This window comes from Delftia sp. DS1230 (genome assembly GCF_040112715.1).
GTDB classification, from domain to species: Bacteria; Pseudomonadota; Gammaproteobacteria; order Burkholderiales; family Burkholderiaceae_C; genus Comamonas; species Comamonas tsuruhatensis.
The window spans coordinates 5165781-5183913 of sequence record NZ_CP157763.1 but is presented as its reverse complement, the minus strand read 5'-3'; the positions used below and the strand labels follow the sequence as shown (position 1 = coordinate 5183913).

Annotated in this window: 15 protein-coding genes; 12 read left to right on the top strand and 3 right to left on the bottom strand. The window is 68.6% G+C overall.

Annotated features, from left to right (window positions below):
* Positions 1 to 19: 19 nt before the first annotated feature.
* Complete coding sequence (locus AAN986_RS23400) at positions 20 to 541, bottom strand: YqaA family protein (protein WP_047217482.1); 522 nt, start codon at positions 539 to 541, stop codon at positions 20 to 22.
* Between the two features lie 107 nt (positions 542 to 648).
* Here AAN986_RS23400 and AAN986_RS23395 point away from each other — a divergent pair, with 107 nt between their 5' ends.
* From AAN986_RS23395 to AAN986_RS23370, 6 genes are all read left to right on the top strand, one after another.
* Positions 649 to 1236, top strand: a complete 588-nt coding sequence (locus tag AAN986_RS23395) for a hypothetical protein (RefSeq protein ID WP_047217483.1) — start codon at positions 649 to 651, stop codon at positions 1234 to 1236.
* Positions 1237 to 1379: 143 nt separating this feature from the next.
* Positions 1380 to 2450, top strand: coding sequence for a tRNA dihydrouridine synthase DusB (gene dusB / locus AAN986_RS23390; RefSeq protein WP_017406139.1), 1071 nt, complete (start codon positions 1380 to 1382; stop codon positions 2448 to 2450).
* Complete coding sequence (locus AAN986_RS23385) at positions 2447 to 2680, top strand: Fis family transcriptional regulator (protein WP_016447943.1); 234 nt, start codon at positions 2447 to 2449, stop codon at positions 2678 to 2680. The genes dusB and AAN986_RS23385 overlap by 4 nt, the downstream gene beginning before the upstream one ends.
* A gap of 44 nt (positions 2681 to 2724) precedes the next feature.
* A complete protein-coding gene (purH, locus tag AAN986_RS23380) occupies positions 2725 to 4323 on the top strand; it encodes a bifunctional phosphoribosylaminoimidazolecarboxamide formyltransferase/IMP cyclohydrolase (protein ID WP_017406138.1) in 1599 nt (532 codons plus the stop codon).
* Positions 4323 to 4799 carry a c-type cytochrome gene (locus AAN986_RS23375; RefSeq protein ID WP_047217484.1) on the top strand — a complete coding sequence of 159 codons (477 nt, stop codon included), beginning with the start codon at positions 4323 to 4325 and terminating at the stop codon, positions 4797 to 4799. The genes purH and AAN986_RS23375 overlap by 1 nt, the downstream gene beginning before the upstream one ends.
* Positions 4800 to 4801: 2 nt before the next feature.
* Positions 4802 to 5401, top strand: a complete 600-nt coding sequence (locus tag AAN986_RS23370; protein WP_046987385.1) for a DNA-3-methyladenine glycosylase I — start codon at positions 4802 to 4804, stop codon at positions 5399 to 5401.
* A gap of 50 nt (positions 5402 to 5451) precedes the next feature.
* Here the strand turns inward: AAN986_RS23370 and hemL are convergent, their stop codons facing one another.
* Positions 5452 to 6750, bottom strand: coding sequence for a glutamate-1-semialdehyde 2,1-aminomutase (gene hemL / locus AAN986_RS23365; protein ID WP_016453189.1), 1299 nt, complete (start codon positions 6748 to 6750; stop codon positions 5452 to 5454).
* A gap of 92 nt (positions 6751 to 6842) precedes the next feature.
* Positions 6843 to 7802 (bottom strand): bifunctional hydroxymethylpyrimidine kinase/phosphomethylpyrimidine kinase, encoded by a 960-nt coding sequence (locus AAN986_RS23360; RefSeq protein ID WP_016453190.1) that lies wholly within the window; start codon positions 7800 to 7802, stop codon positions 6843 to 6845.
* 115 nt (positions 7803 to 7917) lie between these two features.
* Here AAN986_RS23360 and AAN986_RS23355 point away from each other — a divergent pair, with 115 nt between their 5' ends.
* Genes AAN986_RS23355 through AAN986_RS23330 form a run of 6 tightly spaced genes read left to right on the top strand, consistent with a single transcriptional unit; the run spans position 7918 to position 18090 of the window.
* Positions 7918 to 8070 carry a rubredoxin gene (locus AAN986_RS23355; protein WP_017406135.1) on the top strand — a complete coding sequence of 51 codons (153 nt, stop codon included), beginning with the start codon at positions 7918 to 7920 and terminating at the stop codon, positions 8068 to 8070.
* A 47-nt stretch (positions 8071 to 8117) separates the two neighbouring features.
* The gene (locus AAN986_RS23350) at positions 8118 to 8516 is read left to right on the top strand and encodes a response regulator (RefSeq protein WP_016447937.1); all 399 of its coding nucleotides are present in this window, start codon (positions 8118 to 8120) and stop codon (positions 8514 to 8516) included.
* A complete protein-coding gene (locus tag AAN986_RS23345; RefSeq protein WP_016447936.1) occupies positions 8516 to 8881 on the top strand; it encodes a response regulator in 366 nt (121 codons plus the stop codon). Before AAN986_RS23350 ends, AAN986_RS23345 begins: the two co-directional genes overlap by 1 nt.
* Positions 8882 to 8896: 15 nt before the next feature.
* On the top strand, positions 8897 to 9424 hold the full coding sequence (locus tag AAN986_RS23340; protein ID WP_016447935.1) for a chemotaxis protein CheW: 528 nt from the start codon (positions 8897 to 8899) through the stop codon (positions 9422 to 9424).
* An 18-nt stretch (positions 9425 to 9442) separates the two neighbouring features.
* On the top strand, positions 9443 to 11695 hold the full coding sequence (locus tag AAN986_RS23335) for a methyl-accepting chemotaxis protein (RefSeq protein ID WP_016447934.1): 2253 nt from the start codon (positions 9443 to 9445) through the stop codon (positions 11693 to 11695).
* A 50-nt stretch (positions 11696 to 11745) separates the two neighbouring features.
* Entirely contained in the window at positions 11746 to 18090 is a 6345-nt protein-coding gene (locus AAN986_RS23330; protein ID WP_047217485.1) for an Hpt domain-containing protein, read from the top strand.
* Positions 18091 to 18133: the final 43 nt, after the last annotated feature.

Genomic DNA, 18133 nt, shown 5'->3' with positions numbered 1-18133 from the left:
TCGGTGGGGGGCTTCGGCCTCAGCTGGCCCAGGAGGCCGGCAGCAGCTGCAGGAGCACCACCGTCATCACCACATAGCGCAGGAACTTGCCGATGGCCATGTAGAACACGCAGGGCCAGAACGGCAGGCGCAGCCAGCCGGCCACGGCGCACAGCGGATCGCCCACCACGGGCAGCCAGCTCAGCAGGCAGGCCTTGGCGCCTAGGCGGCGCAGCCAGACGCGGGCGCGGCGCTCGTGGCGTGACAGATTGCGCGGCGGCTTGGCCCGTTCAGGCGGCAGCCCGGCCAGCCGCCGCTCGCGTGCCGCGCGCCAGGCCTTGTGCGCGCCCAGGCCCATCCACCAGCTGATGGCCCCGCCCAGCGTATTGCCGGCCGTGGCCACGAAAACCGTCTGCCAGAACAGGTCGGGATTGAGCTGGAGCAGGCCGACCACCGCAGGCTCCGAGCCCAGCGGCAGCAGCGTGGCCGAGATCAGGGCCACGATGAACACGGTGCTGAGGCCGTACTGCGGCAGCGCCAGCCAGCCCAGCAATTGATGCATCCAGACTTCCATAGGTGCTGCCAAGTGTAGGTCTGCGCTGGCTGACGCCTTGTCGGCCTGAAGCTATCGTGGGGCCTGGTCCGGAACCACAAAGAACAGGGGGCGTCATGCAGACAGGGCGGATTGCAGGATGGGCGGGATGGGCGGCATTGGGAATGGCAGCAGCCGGCCTGGCCGGCTGCGCCGCGTTGCAGCCATCGCCAGGCAAGCACACCACCGTGGTGGCACAGGCCGCTGCCCAGGCGCCGCCGACCCAGGAGGCCGCACCGACCTCGGCCTGGGGCAAGGCGCTGCAGGCCAAGGGCTGCACCCTGCCGGACCCGGCCGTGGCCGACAGGCTGGAGCAGCTGCAGCGCGAGCTGGAGCCGCTGGGCCTGGAGCCGCGTCTGCAAGGCTGCGTGAGCCTGGCCGCTCCCGAGACCCGCCCGGCCCTGGTGCTGGACGCCTGGGTGACCGACGGGCGCAAGGCCATGGCCGTGGTGCGCGGCCCGCTGGCCGACGGCGAGGCGTTGGACCTGGGGCTTGAGGCTGGGCTGCAGAAAGCCGGGCTGCAGAAGGTCGGCCTGCGCCCCATGCCCGACGACCAGGTCTCTCCTGACGTGCAATTCAACCGCCGCTGGTGGCAGGGCCGGCTCGGTGCCTACGGGCTGCAGGCCGTTCCGGGCCAGGTGCGCACCTTCGTTCCCACACCATGAAACCGCTGCGCTGTCTTGTTTTCGCCGCTTGGCCGCCTTGACGGCCCGGTTTTAGCCCTGCTGAAAATTTGGGCAGGTACAATCTTGGTCCTTTGTTGCCGCCCGTTTTGTGATCGGCGCGCGCGTTTTCTCCGGCTTTCCCGATGTCCTCCCTTCCCCTGTCCATAGGCCCCCATGCCCTGGCCAACCGCCTGTTCGTCGCCCCCATGGCGGGGGTGACGGATCGGCCGTTCCGCCAGCTGTGCAAGGCCCTGGGCGCGGGCTATGCGGTCAGCGAGATGGTGACTTCGCGCAAGGACCTGTGGAACAGCCTCAAGACCTCGCGCCGCGCCAACCATGAGGGCGAGCCCGGGCCCATCGCGGTGCAGATCGCGGGCACGGACGCCGAGATGATGGCCGAGGCCGCGCGCTACAACCTGGACCGTGGCGCCCAGATCATCGACATCAACATGGGCTGCCCGGCCAAGAAGGTCTGCAACAAATGGGCCGGCTCGGCCCTGATGCAGAACGAGGCCCTGGCCGTGGAGATTGCCCAGGCTGTGGTAGAGGCCTGCGCCCCGCACGGCGTGCCCGTCACGCTGAAGATGCGCACCGGCTGGTGCGACGCGCACAGGAACGCCGTGGTGCTGGCCCGCCGCTTCGAGGAGGTGGGCATACAGATGCTCACCGTGCACGGTCGCACGCGCGAGCAGGGTTACAAGGGCTTTGCCGAGTACGACACCATCGCTGCCGTCAAGGCGGCGGTGCGCGTGCCCGTGGTGGCCAATGGCGACATCACCGGCCCCGAGAAGGCGCGCGACGTGCTCGCCTACACGGGCGCCGATGCCGTGATGATCGGCCGCGCCGCCCAGGGCCGGCCGTGGATCTTCCGCGAGATCGCGCACTTCCTGGCCACGGGCGAGCACATGGCCCCGCCCCTGGTGGCTGAGCTGCGCCGGCTGCTGCTGGAGCATCTGCAGGACCACTACAGCCTGTACGGCGAAGGCACCGGCGTGCGCAGTGCGCGCAAGCACATCGCCTGGTACCTGCGCAGCCTGCCGGGCGGCGAGGCATTCAGACAACACATCAACACCATCGAGGACTGCGCGGTGCAATGGCAGGCCGTGGCCGACTATCTGGACGCCCTGGGCGCGCAGATGGACCGGATACCAGCCGCCATCGATGCCGGCGCCACAAGCGCCGAATTCGCAGAGCCCGCAGGAATGACAGTATGAGCAACCAGAACATCGAACAATGCGTGCGTGAAAGCCTGGAGGGGTACTTCCGCGATCTCGACGGCGAAAAGCCCAATGGCATGTACGACATGCTGATCCACCTGGTCGAAAAGCCGCTGCTGGAAGTGGTGATGAGCCAGGCCGACAACAACCAGTCCCGCGCCGCCGACTGGCTGGGCCTGAACCGCAACACGCTGCGCAAGAAGCTGCTTGAGCACGACATGCTCTGAGTGGCACGAATTCCCCTTTTTTCAAACTCCCTGCACCGACGCCCATGAACGCCCTGCTCTCCGTCTCTGACAAGACCGGTATTGTCGAATTCGCCCAAGGCCTGCACGCCCTGGGCATCAAGCTGCTGTCCACCGGCGGCACCGCCAAGCTGCTGGCCGAGGCCGGCCTGCCCGTGACCGAGGTCGCCGAAGTCACCCAGTTCCCCGAGATGCTGGACGGCCGCGTCAAGACCCTGCACCCCAAGGTCCACGGCGGCCTGCTGGCGCGCCGCGAGCTGCCCGCCCACATGGCGGCCCTCAAGGAGCACGGCATCGACACCATCGACCTGCTGGTGGTGAACCTCTACCCCTTCGAGGCCACCGTGGCCAAGGCCGGCTGCACGCTGGCCGACGCCATCGAGAACATCGACATCGGCGGCCCTGCCATGGTGCGCTCTGCCGCCAAGAACTGGGCCGACGTGGGCGTGATCACCGATGCCGGCCAGTACGAGGCCGTGCTGGGTGAACTCAAGGCCAACGGAAAGCTCTCCGACAAGCTGCGCTTTGCGCTGTCCGTGGCCGCCTTCAACCGCATCGCCCAGTACGACGGCGCCATCAGCGACTACCTGTCCAGCGTGAAGTTCGAGGACGACAAGCTCTCCGAAGCCTACGTGCCAGAGCGCAGCGCCTTCCCCGGCCAGAGCAACGGCCACTTCACCAAGGTGCAGGACCTGCGCTACGGCGAAAACAGCCACCAGCAGGCCGCCCTGTACCGCGACCTGTATCCGGCACCCGGCTCTCTGGTCACGGGCGAGCAGCTGCAGGGCAAGGAGCTGTCGTACAACAACATCGCCGACGCCGATGCCGCCTGGGAATGCGTCAAGAGCTTCGAGCAGCCCGCCTGCGTGATCGTCAAGCACGCCAACCCCTGCGGCGTGGCCGTGGGCAAGGACGCGCACGAAGCCTATGCCAAGGCCTTCCAGACCGACCCCACCAGCGCCTTCGGCGGCATCATCGCCTTCAACCGCACGGTGGACAAGGCGGCGGCCGAGGCCGTGGTCAAGCAATTCGTCGAGGTGCTGATGGCCCCCGACTTCACGGCCGAGGCGCTGGAAATCTTCAAGCCCAAGGTCAATGTGCGCCTCATGAAGATCGCCCTGCCGGCCGGCGGCGAGCGCGCCTGGGACCAGGGCCGCAACGCCGTGGACGCCAAGCGCGTCGGCTCGGGCCTGCTGCTGCAGACCGCCGACAACCATGAGCTGGCCCTGGCCGACCTCAAGGTCGTCACCGTCAAGCAGCCTACGCCCGAAGAACTGCAGGACCTGCTGTTCGCCTGGAAGGTCGCCAAGTACGTCAAGAGCAATGCCATCGTGTTCTGCAAGAACGGCATGACCATGGGCGTGGGCGCAGGCCAGATGAGCCGCCTGGACTCGGCGCGCATCGCCTCCATCAAGGCCGAGGCCGCCAAGCTGAGCCTGCAGGGCACGGTCGTGGCCAGCGATGCCTTCTTCCCCTTCCGCGACGGCCTGGACGTGGTCGTTGACGCAGGCGCCACCTGCGTGGCCCAGCCCGGCGGCTCCATGCGCGACCAGGAAGTCATTGACGCCGCCAACGAGCGCGGCGTGGCCATGGTCTTCACCGGCGTGCGCCACTTCCGCCACTGATGGCCGGCCAACTGCCTCCTGGCGCAGACGACGAGGGCGACGACGCCCCCCAGCGGCCCCGCTGGCTGGGCTGGGCGCTCGTGGTCTTCATGCTGCTGGTGGCGCTGGGTGTCTTCAACATCGGCTGGCGCATCATGCGCGGGCCGGCTGTCGGGGCCACCACGGCGGCGGCCGCAGCTGCCGTGACAGCCGACGCGCAGCTGGCCGCCGGCAAGGCCCTGGTGGAAGGCAATGACTGCCTGCGCTGCCACGGCCTGGTGCGCCACTACGTGGGCCCGTCCTTCCAGCAGATCGCCGGCCGCTACCGGGGCCGCGAAGATGCCGCCGACTACCTGGCGCGCAAGATCCGCGAGGGCGGGGCCGGCGAATGGGGCCGCGCCATCATGCCGCGCCACCCGCACATCGATGCGGCGCAATCCCTGCAGATGGCGGCCTGGCTGCTGTCCCTCCCTTCTCCCGAACCCGGGAAATCCTGACCATGTCCCGCCTGTTCACCGCCCCCGACGGCCGGCCGCGCTGCCACTGGTGCGCGGCCACGGACAGCTACCTGGCCTACCACGACCGTGAATGGGGCTTTCCCGTCACCGACGACCGGCGCCTGTTCGAGAAGCTCAGCCTCGAAGGCTTCCAGTCCGGCCTGAGCTGGCTGACCATCCTCAACAAGCGCGAGAACTTCCGCGCGGCCTTTGCCGGCTTCGACTTCCACCAGGTCGCGCGCTTCACCGAAGACGACGTGCTGCGGCTGCTGGGCGATGCGGGCATCGTGCGGCATCGCGGCAAGATCGAGGCCGTGATCAACAACGCGCAGCGGGCGCTGGAGATGGTGGAGGCGCAAGGCTCGCTGTCGGCCTTCTTCTGGTGCCATGTGCCGGAGCCTGTGCAGGCTTCGGGGCCTGTGTCGGAGACGGCCGAGTCTCGGGCGCTGTCCAAGGAGCTGAAGAAGCTCGGTTGGAAGTTCGTGGGGCCTACGACTGTTTACTCGTTCATGCAGGCCATGGGCCTGGTCAACGACCATGCGCAAGGCTGTGCCGTGCGCGATGAGGTCGAACAGGCGCGCCAGGCTTTTCTTCGGCCCTGACGTGAAAAGAGCCCGCGAGGGCGGGCTCGATCGGCAGGTACGGGCCAGCGTCAGAGCGTCTTGAACACTTCGCGCGCGGCTTCGATGGTCTTGTCGATGTCCTCGTCCGTGTGCGCGGCGCTCACGAAGCCGGCCTCGTACAGGGCGGGCGCAAAGTAGTGGCCGCGCTCCAGCATGCCGTGGAAGAAGCGGTTGAAGCGTGCGCCATCGGTCTTCATGACCTCGGTCCAGGTGCTGGGCAGCTCGGGCAGCAGGTAGAAGCCGAACAGGCCGCCCTGGTGGTCCACGCTGAAGGGCACGCCGGCGGCGTCGGCCTCGGCCTTGAAGCCGGCCATCAGGCGGCCGGTCTTCGCGTGCAGGGCGTCGTGGAAGCCCGGCTCGCTGATCAGCTCCAGCGTCTTGAGTCCGCAGGCCGTGGCAATGGGGTTGCCCGACAGGGTGCCTGCCTGGTAGACCGGGCCCAGGGGCGAGAGCTTTTCCATGATCTCGCGGCGCGCGCCGAAGGCCGCCATGGGCATGCCGCCGCCGATGACCTTGCCCAGCACGGTGATGTCGGGCGCAAAGCCTTCGATCTGCTGGGCGTACAGGCTCTGGGCGCTGCCCAGGGCCACGCGAAAGCCGGTCATCACCTCGTCGTAGACCATCAGCGCGCCATGCTCGCGCGTGAGTTCGCGGATGCGGCGCGTGAAGGGCACGCTGGCGCGCACGAAGTTCATGTTGCCGGCAATGGGCTCCATGATCACGCAGGCGATCTGGTCGCCGAACTGGGCGAAGGCCTCCTCGAGCTGGCCCACGTCGTTGTATTCCAGCACCACGGTGTCCTTGACCACGTCCTGCGGCACGCCGGCCGAGGAGGAGGCGCCAAAGGTCGCCAGGCCCGAGCCGGCCTTGACCAGCAGGGCGTCGGCATGGCCGTGGTAGCAGCCGTTGAACTTGATGATCTTGTTGCGGCCCGTGAAGCCGCGCGCCAGGCGCAGCGCGCTCATGCCGGCCTCGGTGCCCGAGCTGACCATGCGCACCATGTCCATGGAGGGCATGAGCGAGAGGATCTTCTCGGCCAGCACGACCTCGCGCTCCGTGGGGGCGCCGAAGGAGAAGCCTTCCAGCGCGGCGGCCTGCACGGCGGCCATCACCTCGGGGTGGCCGTGGCCCAGGATCATCGGACCCCAGGAGCCGATGTAGTCGGTGAACTGCTGGGCGTTCTCGTCCCAGAAATGCGCGCCCTGCGCACGGCGCACGAAGCGCGGCGTGCCGCCCACGGCGTTGAAGGCGCGCACGGGCGAATTCACGCCGCCGGGGATCACGGCCTTGGCGCGTTCGAACAGGGGAATATTCAGGTCAGTGGTCATAGTGCAGGAGTCTGCCATGTGCGGGGTACAAGCCAGAGGTGCCAAGCCAAGGGCCTGTGCCGGCCGCGCAGCCGCTCAGGCGGTGGCCTGCCTCAATGCTTGGTGTCATGAGGGGGCATCACGAAGCCTTCGATGGCCTGGGTGTCGGGGTCCAGTTCGGCGAGGGGCTCGGCGGCGGCCTCGGCATCTTCATCCTCGGGCTCGGGCTGGGCCCAGAACATGCGGTCCGGGATGTAGTGGCCCATGCCGGGGCGAAAGCCGCTGTCCAGGCTGCGGTCCAGGTACTCCAGCGCCTCCTGCGTGGCCAGCCCCAGGTCGTTGCCGCTGGCCACCAGGGCCGTCAGCGCGGCCGACAGGGTGTCGCCCGAGCCGGTGAAGGTGGCGTCGAACATCTCGTACTTGCTGTTGCCCAGCACCGACTGCGCCGTGGCCAGCACGTTGTCCACGAACTGGTCGGGCAGGGGAATGCCGGTGACCAGCACGTAGGGCACTTCCAGGGCCTCGGCCGCCATGGCGATGTCGCGCGCCGTGGGGCTGCGGCTGTTGGTCCAGTCGGGCAGCAGCCAGCGCGACAGCGTACTGTGGCTTCCAACCAACACAGACGTTTGCGGAAGAACAAGTTCCTTGAGGGCGTCCATGTACTGGTCGAGCGGGTCTTCCTCCCACCACGACAGGTCGGGCATGTAACAGACGATGGGGATGTCGGGGTAGTCGGAGGCGATCTCGGCAATCGCTGCCAGGTTGCCCGGGCTGCCCACGAAACCGACCTTGATGGCGGACACGGGAATGTCCTCCAGCACGGCGCGCGCCTGCTCGGCCACGGCCTCGTCGTCAAAGGGAAAATGCTCGAAGATCTTGGCCGAATCGCGTGCGTAGGCACCCGTGACCACGGGCAGCGGATGGCCGCCGACCGAGGCGATGGTGGCGATATCGGCCGACAGGCCGCCCGCCCCGCTGGGGTCGCTGGCGTTGAAGACCAGCACGCAGACGGGCGCGGTTTCGTCCATCGGCTCGGTGTCGGGACTGGGGGAGTTGGAGGGGTTCAATGCCATGGCTCAGCCCAGTGTGCGCCCCGCCAGCGAAGGCCGTGGCGGGTGGTTGTGACTAGATACAATCGTTGCATTCTATGTGAAGGCCCTTTAAGCTGTGACCGACCCCAAAACTTGGATGTGCTTGATCTGCGGGTGGATCTATGACGAGGCGCAAGGCTGCCCCGAGCATGGCATCGCACCCCAGACGCGTTGGGAAGACGTGCCCATGAACTGGACCTGTCCCGAGTGCGGAGCACGTAAAGAAGACTTTGAGATGGTCGAAATCTGAGCGCGGGACCACCCGCGCCGACTCATACATTTCCGGGAGGTTTCTCAGTGACGACATCGGGCGCACCCTTGCGCGTACTCGTGGTGGATGACAGCAATACCATCCGCCGCAGCGCAGAAATCTTCCTCAAGCAGGGCGGGCACGAAGTGCTCCTGGCCGACGACGGCTTCGACGCACTGTCCAAGGTCAACGACTACCAGCCCCAGCTGATCTTCTGCGACATCCTCATGCCCAAGCTGGACGGCTACCAGACCTGCGCCATCATCAAGCGCAACGCGCGCTTTGCTGACACGCCTGTGGTCATGCTCTCGTCCAAGGACGGCGTATTCGACAAGGCGCGCGGGCGCATGGTGGGCTGCCAGGACTACCTCACGAAACCCTTCACCAAAGACCAGCTGCTGCAGGCCGTGGAGCAGTTCGGCAAGCAAACCATAGGAGCACTTTGATGCCCATCCGCAAAGTCCTGGTCGTGGACGACTCCAAGACCGAACTGATGTTTCTGTCCGACATGCTGCAAAAGCAGGGCCTGCAGGTACGCACGGCCGAGAATGGCGAAGAGGCCATGCGCAGCCTGGCCGAAGACCGTCCCGACCTGATCCTGATGGACGTGGTCATGCCCGGCCAGAACGGCTTTCAACTGACGCGTGCCATCACGCGCGACCCGCTGTACGCCGACCTGCCCATCATCATGTGCACCAGCAAGAACCAGGAGACCGACCGGGTCTGGGGCATGCGCCAGGGTGCGCGGGACTACATCACCAAGCCTGTGGATGCCGATGAGCTGCAGGCCAAGATCGCGGCGCTGAACTGATCTGGTGCGCTGCCCATGGCGAACCGTGAAGCACTGCGCGATCTGCAGTCCCGTCTGGCTGGCCGCCTTCAGGCCGCACGCAGCGAAGGCGTCAAGGTGGCGGCCTGGCTGGCCGTCCAGGCCGGCGGGCGCAACTACCTGATGCCGCTGGGCCAGTCCGGCGAGATCTTTCCCTGGGCCGGCGTGCAGCCTGTGCCCTATACAAAGCCCTGGTTCCTGGGCATTGCCAACCTGCGCGGCACCCTGGCCGGCGTGATCGACCTGGCCAGCCTGCTGGGCCACGGCGTGACACGCAGCGAACCGGCGCTGGCCGAGTCCAGCCTGCTGGCGTTCAATGCCGCGCTGGAAGTGAATGCGGCCCTGCTCGTGGACCGCCTGCAGGGCCTGCGCAGCGCCGACGCATTCGTGCGCACCGAGCCTGCGCCCGAGCACTCTCCCGCCTTTTTCGGCCCCGTGCATATCGATGAAGCGGGCCACCGCTGGCAGGAGCTGCAACTGCAGCGCCTGTCCCAAACCTCCGAGTTTCTGAGCATTCGCGCCTGAGTTTCTGAAGGTCGTCCCATGTCATTCTTGCAACGTCTTGCAAATCGCTTCCAACGCAAGCCGGCCGACGCCGGCTCCGGTGCGGACAACAGCATGCTCGGAGACACCGTCTCCCAGGATATGTACGCACTCGATGCGTCACTGACCGTGCAGGGCGCCCCCGACGCCATGCCGGGCCGCGACGGCGGCGCAGCCGTTGACCACGACATGGTGGCCCTGCCGCTGCTGGGCCGCGCGCCTGCCGCGCGCCACCAGCGCACGCTGTCCACCTTGCTGGGTGTGTCGGTGCTGGCCCTGGTGCTGGCGGCGGCCTGGGCCCTGCGCCAGGCCGACGGCTCGGCGCAGCAGCTGGCCGCCACCGGCCAGGCGCTGATGCAGTCGCAGCGTCTGGCCAAGTCGGTCTCGCAGGCGCTGACGGGCGCGGCATCCTCCTTTGTGGACGTGCAGGACAGCTCCGGCGTGCTGGCGCGCAACGTGCGCGCCATTGCCTCGGGCGACGACTCCATGGGCGTGCGCCCGCTGGGCGGCGCCTATGCCGACGAACTGGCCCAGATCACGCCGCTGATGGAGCGCGCCGAGCAAAGCGCCAAGGTGGTGATGGACCAAAAGCAGATCCTGACCCAGGTCGGCGACGCGCTGCGCACCATCAACCGGCAGTCCTCGGACCTGCTGGAGATCGCCGAAACCATCTCCTCGCTGAAGCTGCAGCAGGGCGCCAGCCCGGCGGAAATCTCCGCTGCCGGCCAGCTCGTGATGCTGACCCAGCGTATCGGCAAGTCGGCCAACGAATTCCAGACCGCCGAAGGCGTGAGCCCCGAGGCCGTGTTCCTGCTGGGCAAGGACTTGAACTCGTTCAAGGAAATCTCCGAAAGCCTGCTGAGCGGCAGCAGCGAGCTGCGCCTGCCCCCCACGCGCGACGCCCAGACCCGCGAGCAGATCGAGGCGCTGATCAAGCTCTACGAAGAGACCCGCAGCGAGGCCAGCGCCATTTTGGGCAACCTGCAGGGCCTGGTGTCCGCCCGCGAAGCCCAGACCGCCATCAACGCCGACAGCGAACCGCTGCGCCGCCATCTGGAAGACCTGCAGAACAAGCTGCAAAGCGGCGCCGGCATCGGCTCGCTGCCCATGGGCCTGCTGGCGCTGGCCACGGTGCTGGTGCTGCTGTGCGGCGTGGGCCTGTCCCGCGTGCAGCTGCTCGACAGCCGTCTGCGCCAGGAAGCGGCCGAACGCCGCCAGGAAGAGTCCCGCGTGCAGGAGCATGAAGCCAAGCGCATCAACGATGCCAACCAGGCCGCGATTTTGCGTCTGATGAACGAACTGCAATCGGTGGCCGAAGGCGATCTGACGCAGGAAGCCACCGTGACCGAGGACATCACCGGCGCCATTGCCGACTCGGTGAACTACACGGTGGAAGAGCTGCGCGCCCTGGTGGGCAGCGTGCAGAACACGGCAACGCGCGTGGCACAGACCACGGCCGAGGTGGATGCCAACTCCACCGAGCTGCTGGCCGCGTCGACCGAACAGCTGCGCGAGATCCGCGAAACCGGCCGCTCCGTGCTGGACATGGCAGGCCGCATCAACGAGGTCTCGACCCAGGCGCAGGAATCTGCCCAGGTGGCGCGCCAGTCGCTGGAAGCTGCGGACCTGGGCCTGAAGGCCGTGCAGAACGCCATCGGCGGCATGAACTCCATCCGCGACCAGATCCAGGAAACCTCCAAGCGCATCAAGCGGCTGGGCGAATCCTCGCAGGAGATCGGTGAAATCACCGAGCTGATTTCCGACATTACCGAGCAGACCAACGTGCTGGCGCTGAACGCCGCCATCCAGGCCGCATCGGCCGGTGAAGCCGGTCGCGGCTTCTCGGTGGTGGCCGAAGAAGTGCAGCGCCTGGCTGAGCGCTCGGCAGATGCGACGCGCCAGATCGCGGCGCTGGTGAAGGCGATTCAGACCGACACCCAGGATGCCGTGGCCGCCATGGAGCGTTCCACCCAGGGTGTGGTCGAGGGGGCGCGACTGTCCGACTCCGCAGGTACCGCGCTGACCGAGATCGATACCGTGTCGCGCCACCTGGCCGAGCTGATCGAGCTGATCTCCTCGTCCACCTCGCGCGAGGCCGTCCTGGCCAACGACGTGGCCGAGAACATCCAGCACATTTTCGCGGTGACGGAGCAGACGGGCGAAGGCACGCGCACCACGGCGCAGCAGGTGCGCGAACTCTCGCACATGGCCGAGGAACTGCGCCAGTCGGTGGCGCGTTTCAAGATTGCCTGACCCGGTCCAACATAGCTATGCACAGGCCCTAGGGGCTTGGGGAACTGTCCATGTCAGTGGTTGACGAATCGCAAACGGGCGCGGCGCAGGCCGCGCACACCGAACAGGACCTGGGCCCGCTGGCCTGGGTGCTCGATGAGCTGCGCAAGTCGCTGGAAGGCGCGAGCAAGGCCGTGGCGCGTTTCGTGCGCGATGCCGATGCGGCGCGCGCCTCGGACCTTGAGGAGCTTGACACCTCGGCCCTGCGCATCGCCCGCCAGCAGCTGCACCAGGCCTGCGGCGCCCTCGAAATGGTGGGCCTGGGCTCTCCGGCCCTGGTGCTGCGCGGCATGGAAAGCGCCGTGCAGCGCTTCGTGCAGCGCCCCGAGCTGTGCACCGACCAGGCCGCCGCCACGCTGGAGCGCGCCAGCTTTGCCCTGATCGAATACCTGGAAACCGTGCTGGCCGGCAAGACCGTCTCGGCCGTGGCCCTGTTTCCCCAATACCGCGACACCCAGGCGCTGGCCGGCAACGACAAGGTGCATCCGGCCGATCTGTGGCCTGCCGAGCGCCGCGCGCGCGAGCCCGAGTGGGCGCGCCAGGCCGAGCCGCTGGCCTACGGGCCCGATGCCCGTGCCCTGCTCGACGGCGTGGTCCTGCGCATGGTCAAGAGCGATGACCGCGAGGCCGCCGCCCAGATGCGTGACCTGTGCCTGCGCTTTGCCGTGGCCCAGACCGAGGATGTCACCGCACGCAGCTTCTGGAAGGTGGCCGCTGGCTTCTTCGACGCGCAGTCGCGCGGCCTGATCGTTGTCGACCTCTATGTGAAACGCATGGCCTCGCGCGTGCTGCTACAGTACGCGGCCATGGCCAAGGGCGACCGCACGCCGCCTGCGCGCCTGCTGCAGGACCTGCTGTTCTTCTGCGCCCAGGCGCGCCCGGCCGAGCAGGCCGGCGCTGCCCTGCAGGCCGTGCGCCAGGCCTACGGCATGCAGGCCCAGCCGCAGGTGGACTACCAGCAGACCCGCTTTGGCCGCTACGACCCGGCCGTGCTGGTGCAGGCGCGCAAGCGCATCACCACGGCGGCGGAGACCTGGTCCGCCCTGGCAGGCGGCGACCGTGCGCGCACCAAGATCGTGGTGGACCAGTTCGCCCAGGTGGCCGAATCCCTGGTCAAGCTGCACCCGGCCAGCCATGGCCTGGCGCGCATGCTGATCAAGGTGGCCGAAACCGTGGCCCGCATCGGCGAGCCGCCGCCGGCGGAACTGGCCATGGAAGTGGCCACCTCCGTGCTCTATCTGCAGGCGGCCTTTGCCACCATGGACATGGGCGACGAGGAACTGGCCGAGCAATCCGCCAACCTGGTCCAGCGCCTGGAGGAATCCCTGCAGGGCGCGCCCGCCCGGCCGCTGGAGCCGTGGATGGAGGAGCTGTACCGCCAGGCCAGCGACCACCAGACCATGGGCTCGGTCGTGGGCGAATTGCGTGCCACGCTGGCCGAGGCCGAGCGGCACCTGGACCAGTATTTCCGCAACCCCGCCGATGCCACCGTGCTGGCGCCGGTGTCTGGCCAGATGGCGCAGATGCGCGGCGTGCTGTCCGTGCTGGGCCTGGACCAGGCCACCCAGGCCATGCAGCGCATGCGCGAAACCGTGGAGCGGCTGGTATTGGGCGAGATCGCCGAGTCAGAACGTGCCCAGGTCTTCGACAAGCTGGGCAACAGCCTGGGCGCCATGGGTTTCCTGATCGACATGCTGAGCTACCAGCGCAGCATGGCGCGCAAGCTCTTTGTCTATGACGAGGCCGAAGGCGGCCTGCGCATCCTGATGGGCCGCCGTGGCCACCGCGCCGACGACGCGGGCAAGGCGCCCGAGCAGCTGCCGGCCCTGGACACCGCCGCCGTGCCGCCGCAGCGCGAAGCCGTTGCCGTGGCCCAGCCGCTGCCCGTGCCCCAGATCCAGCCCGCCGAGACTGCACACGACCTGCCTGCCGAACCCGCTGCGGCAGCACCGTCGGTGCCGGCGCCGCCGCCACCCTCCGTGGATCTTGTGCCCGAACCCCTGCCGCAGGCGACTGCCGCCGGGCAGCAAGCGCTGGCCGACGATGCCGAACTGGCGCAATTCGCCAAGGCGCTCGAGATACCCGCCGAAGCGGCTCAAGCAGCTGACGTGGCTGAAGCGGCCGAACCGGTGCCCGGCCCTGCTGCCGCTGCCGCCACGGCTCAGCCCGAACCCTTGCCTGAACCCGTTCCCCCGCTGGCCGGTCTGACCGTCTCGGAAGATGATTCTGACGACGAAATCCTGAGCATCTTCCTGGAAGAGGCCCGCGAGGTCGTGGACAACGGCCTGCAGGCGCTGCGCACCCTGGCCGATGAGCCCGGCAACCTCAGCGAGCAGACCACACTGCGCCGCGCCTTCCATACGCTCAAGGGCAGCTCGCGCATGGTCGGCCTGGATGAATTCGGCGAAGCCGGCTGGGCCATGGAGCAAATGCTCAATGCCTGGCTGGCCGAGCAAAAGCCCATGCCCCAGCCCATGCAGGAGCTGGCCAGCGACGCGCTGCGCGCCTTTGGCGCCTGGGCTTCGGCCATCGAGCGCCAGCAGGCCGATGCCTGGCTGGCCACGCCCTTCCGCGCTGCAGCCGATGCCATGCGCCTGGAAGGCGTGCGCGCCGACGTGGCCCTGGTGCCGCGTGCCGACCGCCGCACGCAGGCCGAGCCTGCCGCGGTCGAGGCGCCGGTGGAGCCCTTCGCCGCAGTGGAGCAGCAGCTGCAGGCCGAGCAGCGGGAAGCCCCCGAGCCGGCCGTGCCCGCCGAGACCGCCGAGACCGCCGGGCCCGCCGAGACCGCCGGGCCCGCCGGTGACCTGGACATTGCGCTGGACTTCGGTCTGCTGGACCTGGACCCCCAGCCTGCGGCGGCCGTGCCCGAACAGTCGCAGGGTTCAACGCAGCCGGAGACCGCCGAGGCACCCGCCGCGCTGGCCACCGACGCGGTGGAGGAGCTGGACTTCGCCGCCTTCGAGGCGGCCATGCGCGACAGCGAGCAGGAAGCCCTGGCCGTTGTCTCGGGCGACCAGCCCGCGCTGCCCGAGCTGCAAGCAGAAGCAGGCGCAGAAGCTGTAGCCGAAGCCGAAGCCGAAGTTGAAGCCGAAGAGCAGGCTCCGCACGCCGCCGTGCCGCTGGCGCCTTTCGAGGGGCTGGATCTGGACCTGACTCCGGCAGCCGCACCTGCCGAGGCCATCGAAGCCGTAGAAGCTTCCGAGGCGGAAACCCCGCAGGAGCTGCATACCGAATCCGTGGCCGATGAGGCGCCTGCGGTGGCTGAGGAGTCCGGCGCACAGGAGCCGTCCGGCGTCGATGCCGATGGCTTCAAGGTCGTGGACGGCCTGCGCATCAGCGCGCCGCTGTACAACGTCTATCTCAACGAGGCCGACGAATGGTCGCGCCGCCTGGACCTGTCGCTGCAGCAATGGGCGACCGAGCCCGGCGAGCCCGTGCCCGATGACGCCATCGCCTTCGCGCATTCGCTGGCCGGCAGCTCGGCCACCGTGGGCTTCAAGGCCTTGTCGGACCTGGCGCGCCTGCTGGAGCATGCGCTGGCCCATCTGCAGCCGCAGCGCTGCGGCACGCCTGAGCAGGTCGCCGCCTGCATTGCGGCTTCCGACGAGGTGCAGCGCCTGCTGCACCAGTTCGCGGCCGGCTTCCTCAAGACACCCCAGCCGGGCGTGGAAGAAGCACTGCAGGCACTGCTGGCGCTGGATATCGAAGTCGCGGACGCTCCGGACAGCCGGCTCGATGCGCTGCTGCCGGAGCCGTTGCCGCAGCCTGGCACGGATGCCGTGCTCGACGCCGGCGCCCATGCGCAGGCCCAGGCACAGGACGTGGCGCCGCTGGCCTATTCCATGCGCCCCCTGGTCAACGACGCACGCCAGGAAGCCGAGCTGCAGCGCCGCATCGATGAGGCCATCGCCCATGCGGTGGCCGTGGGCAACGACCTGGACGACGACATAGACGCCCTGGACGAGGTGGACCCCGACCTGTTCCCCATCTTCGAGGAAGAGGCCATCGAGCTGCTGCCCCGCCTGGGCGCTGCGCTGCGTCGCTGGCATGGCCGGCCTTCCCTGGACGAGGCGCGCCACGAAACGCTGCGCGCCCTGCACACCCTCAAGGGCAGTGCCCGGCTGGCTGGCGCCATGCGCCTGGGCGAAATGGCCCACCGGCTGGAATCCGCCGTCGAGCGGGTCGACAGCGAATCTCCCACGGCCGAGCAGATCGAGCCCTTGCTGGGCAACTTCGACGCATTGCAGGCCGGCTTCGACGTGCTGCGCGTTGCGGGCGAACAGGTGCAGGATGGGCCGCTGGGCCTGGCCGATGGGCCGGACCAGGCCGAGCCTGCCGCCTCTGCGGTGTCTTCTGACGCCACGGCCTCCGACGCCTCGGGCGCTGGCGTATCCCCGGCGCCGGCCGACGCACAGCCGGCTCCTGTCACCGCGCCGCTGCGTGCGGGCGCCCACCAGACGGTGCGCGTGCGCGCCCAGTTGCTGGACCGCCTGATCAGCCAGGCCGGCGAGGTGCTGATTGCGCGCTCGCGTGTCGATGCGCGCCTGGCCCAGGCCCGTGGCTCGCTGGACGAGCTGGCCGGCAACCTGGAGCGCCTGCGCATGCAGCTGCGCGACATCGAGGTCCAGGCCGAGAGCCAGATGCAGTCGCGCCTGGCCCTGTCCAAGGACTCGGCGGCCGGCTTCGACCCGCTGGAGTTCGACCGCTTCACGCGCGTGCAGGAACTCACCCGCATGATGGCCGAGTCGGTCAACGACGTGGCCACCGTGCAGCGCAACCTGCAGCGCGACATGGCCGGCGCCGAGGACGACCTGGTCGCCCAGGGCCGCCAGGCCCGCGAGTTGCAGCGCGACCTGCTGCGCACGCGCATGGTGGAGTTCGACTCCCTGGCCGAGCGCCTGTACGCCGTGGTCCGCCAGACCTCCAAGGAGATGGGCAAGCAGGTGCGGCTGAACATCCTGGGCGGCACCATTGAAATGGACCGGGGCATGCTGGACCGCATGATGCCGGCCTTCGAGCACTTGCTGCGCAACTGCGTGGCCCACGGCATCGAGTCGCCCGAGCAGCGTGCCGCCGCAGGCAAGCCCGCCATGGGCACCATTGAAATCATCCTGAGCCAGGAGCGCAACGACGTGGCGCTTTCGGTGGAGGACGATGGCGCCGGCCTGAACCTGCAGCGCATCCGCGACAAGGCCGTGGCCCAGGGCCTGTGGCCCGAGGACCAGACGCTGACGGAGCAGGACGCCGGCCGCCTGATCTTCGAGCCCGGCTTCACCACCGCCACCGAGGTGACCGGCGTGGCCGGCCGGGGCATCGGCATGGACGTGGTGCGCTCCGAGGTCAACGCGCTGGGCGGCCGCATCGAGACCCACAGCGAAGCGGGCCGGGGCAGTGCCTTCCGCCTCGTGCTGCCGCTGACCACGGCCGTCACCCAGGTGGTCATGCTGCGCGCGGGCCGGCTGCTGGTCGGCGTGCCGGCCAGCCTGGTGGAAATCGTGCGCCGTGCGCCCTTGGATCTGCTGCAGCAGGCCTATGCCAGCCACGGCTTTGAAGATGGCGGCGAGACCTTGCCCTTCTACTGGGCGGGCGCGCTGTGGCAGTCCTCCCTGCGCAGCGAGGAAACCGTGGGCCGCACCCGGCCCGTGGTCATCCTGCGCAGCGCGTCGCAGCGCATTGCGCTGCACGTGGACGAAGTGCTGGGCAACCAGGAAGTGGTGATCAAGAACCTCGGCCCCCAACTGGCCCGCCTGCCCGGCCTGACCGGCATGTCGGTGCTGGCCTCGGGCGCCGTTGTCCAGATCTACAACCCTGTGGCGCTGGCCAACGTCTATGGCGACGAGGTGCGCGCCCGGACCGAAGAGGCCGAGCGTGCCGCCGGCCAGGGCGAGGGCGAAGCCGTGCCGGCCAGCGCGGGACCGGTCTCGGTGCCGCTGGTGCTGGTGGTGGACGACTCCATCACCGTGCGCCGCGTCACCCAGCGCCTGCTGCAGCGCGAAGGCTACCGCGTGGCCCTGGCGGCCGACGGCCTGCAGGCCATGGAGCGCCTGGCCGAGGAGCGCCCCACCCTGGTGCTGTCCGACATCGAGATGCCGCGCATGGACGGCTTCGACCTGCTGCGCAACATCCGCGCCGACGAGGCCCTGCGCGACCTGCCCGTGGTCATGATCACCTCGCGCATCGCCCAGAAGCACCGCGAGATGGCGCGCCAGCTGGGCGCCAACCACTACCTGGGCAAGCCCTACTCGGACGAGGAACTGCTGGGCCTGATCCAGCACTATTCCCTGCAAGGGAACAGCACCCAGCCTGCGCCGCTGTCACTGCAGACGGAGACGCAGGTGCTGGGCGAAGAGGCCTGAGCCTCGGCGGCCAGCCCTCGTCCCGCAAAAAAGGAGCAGCCAG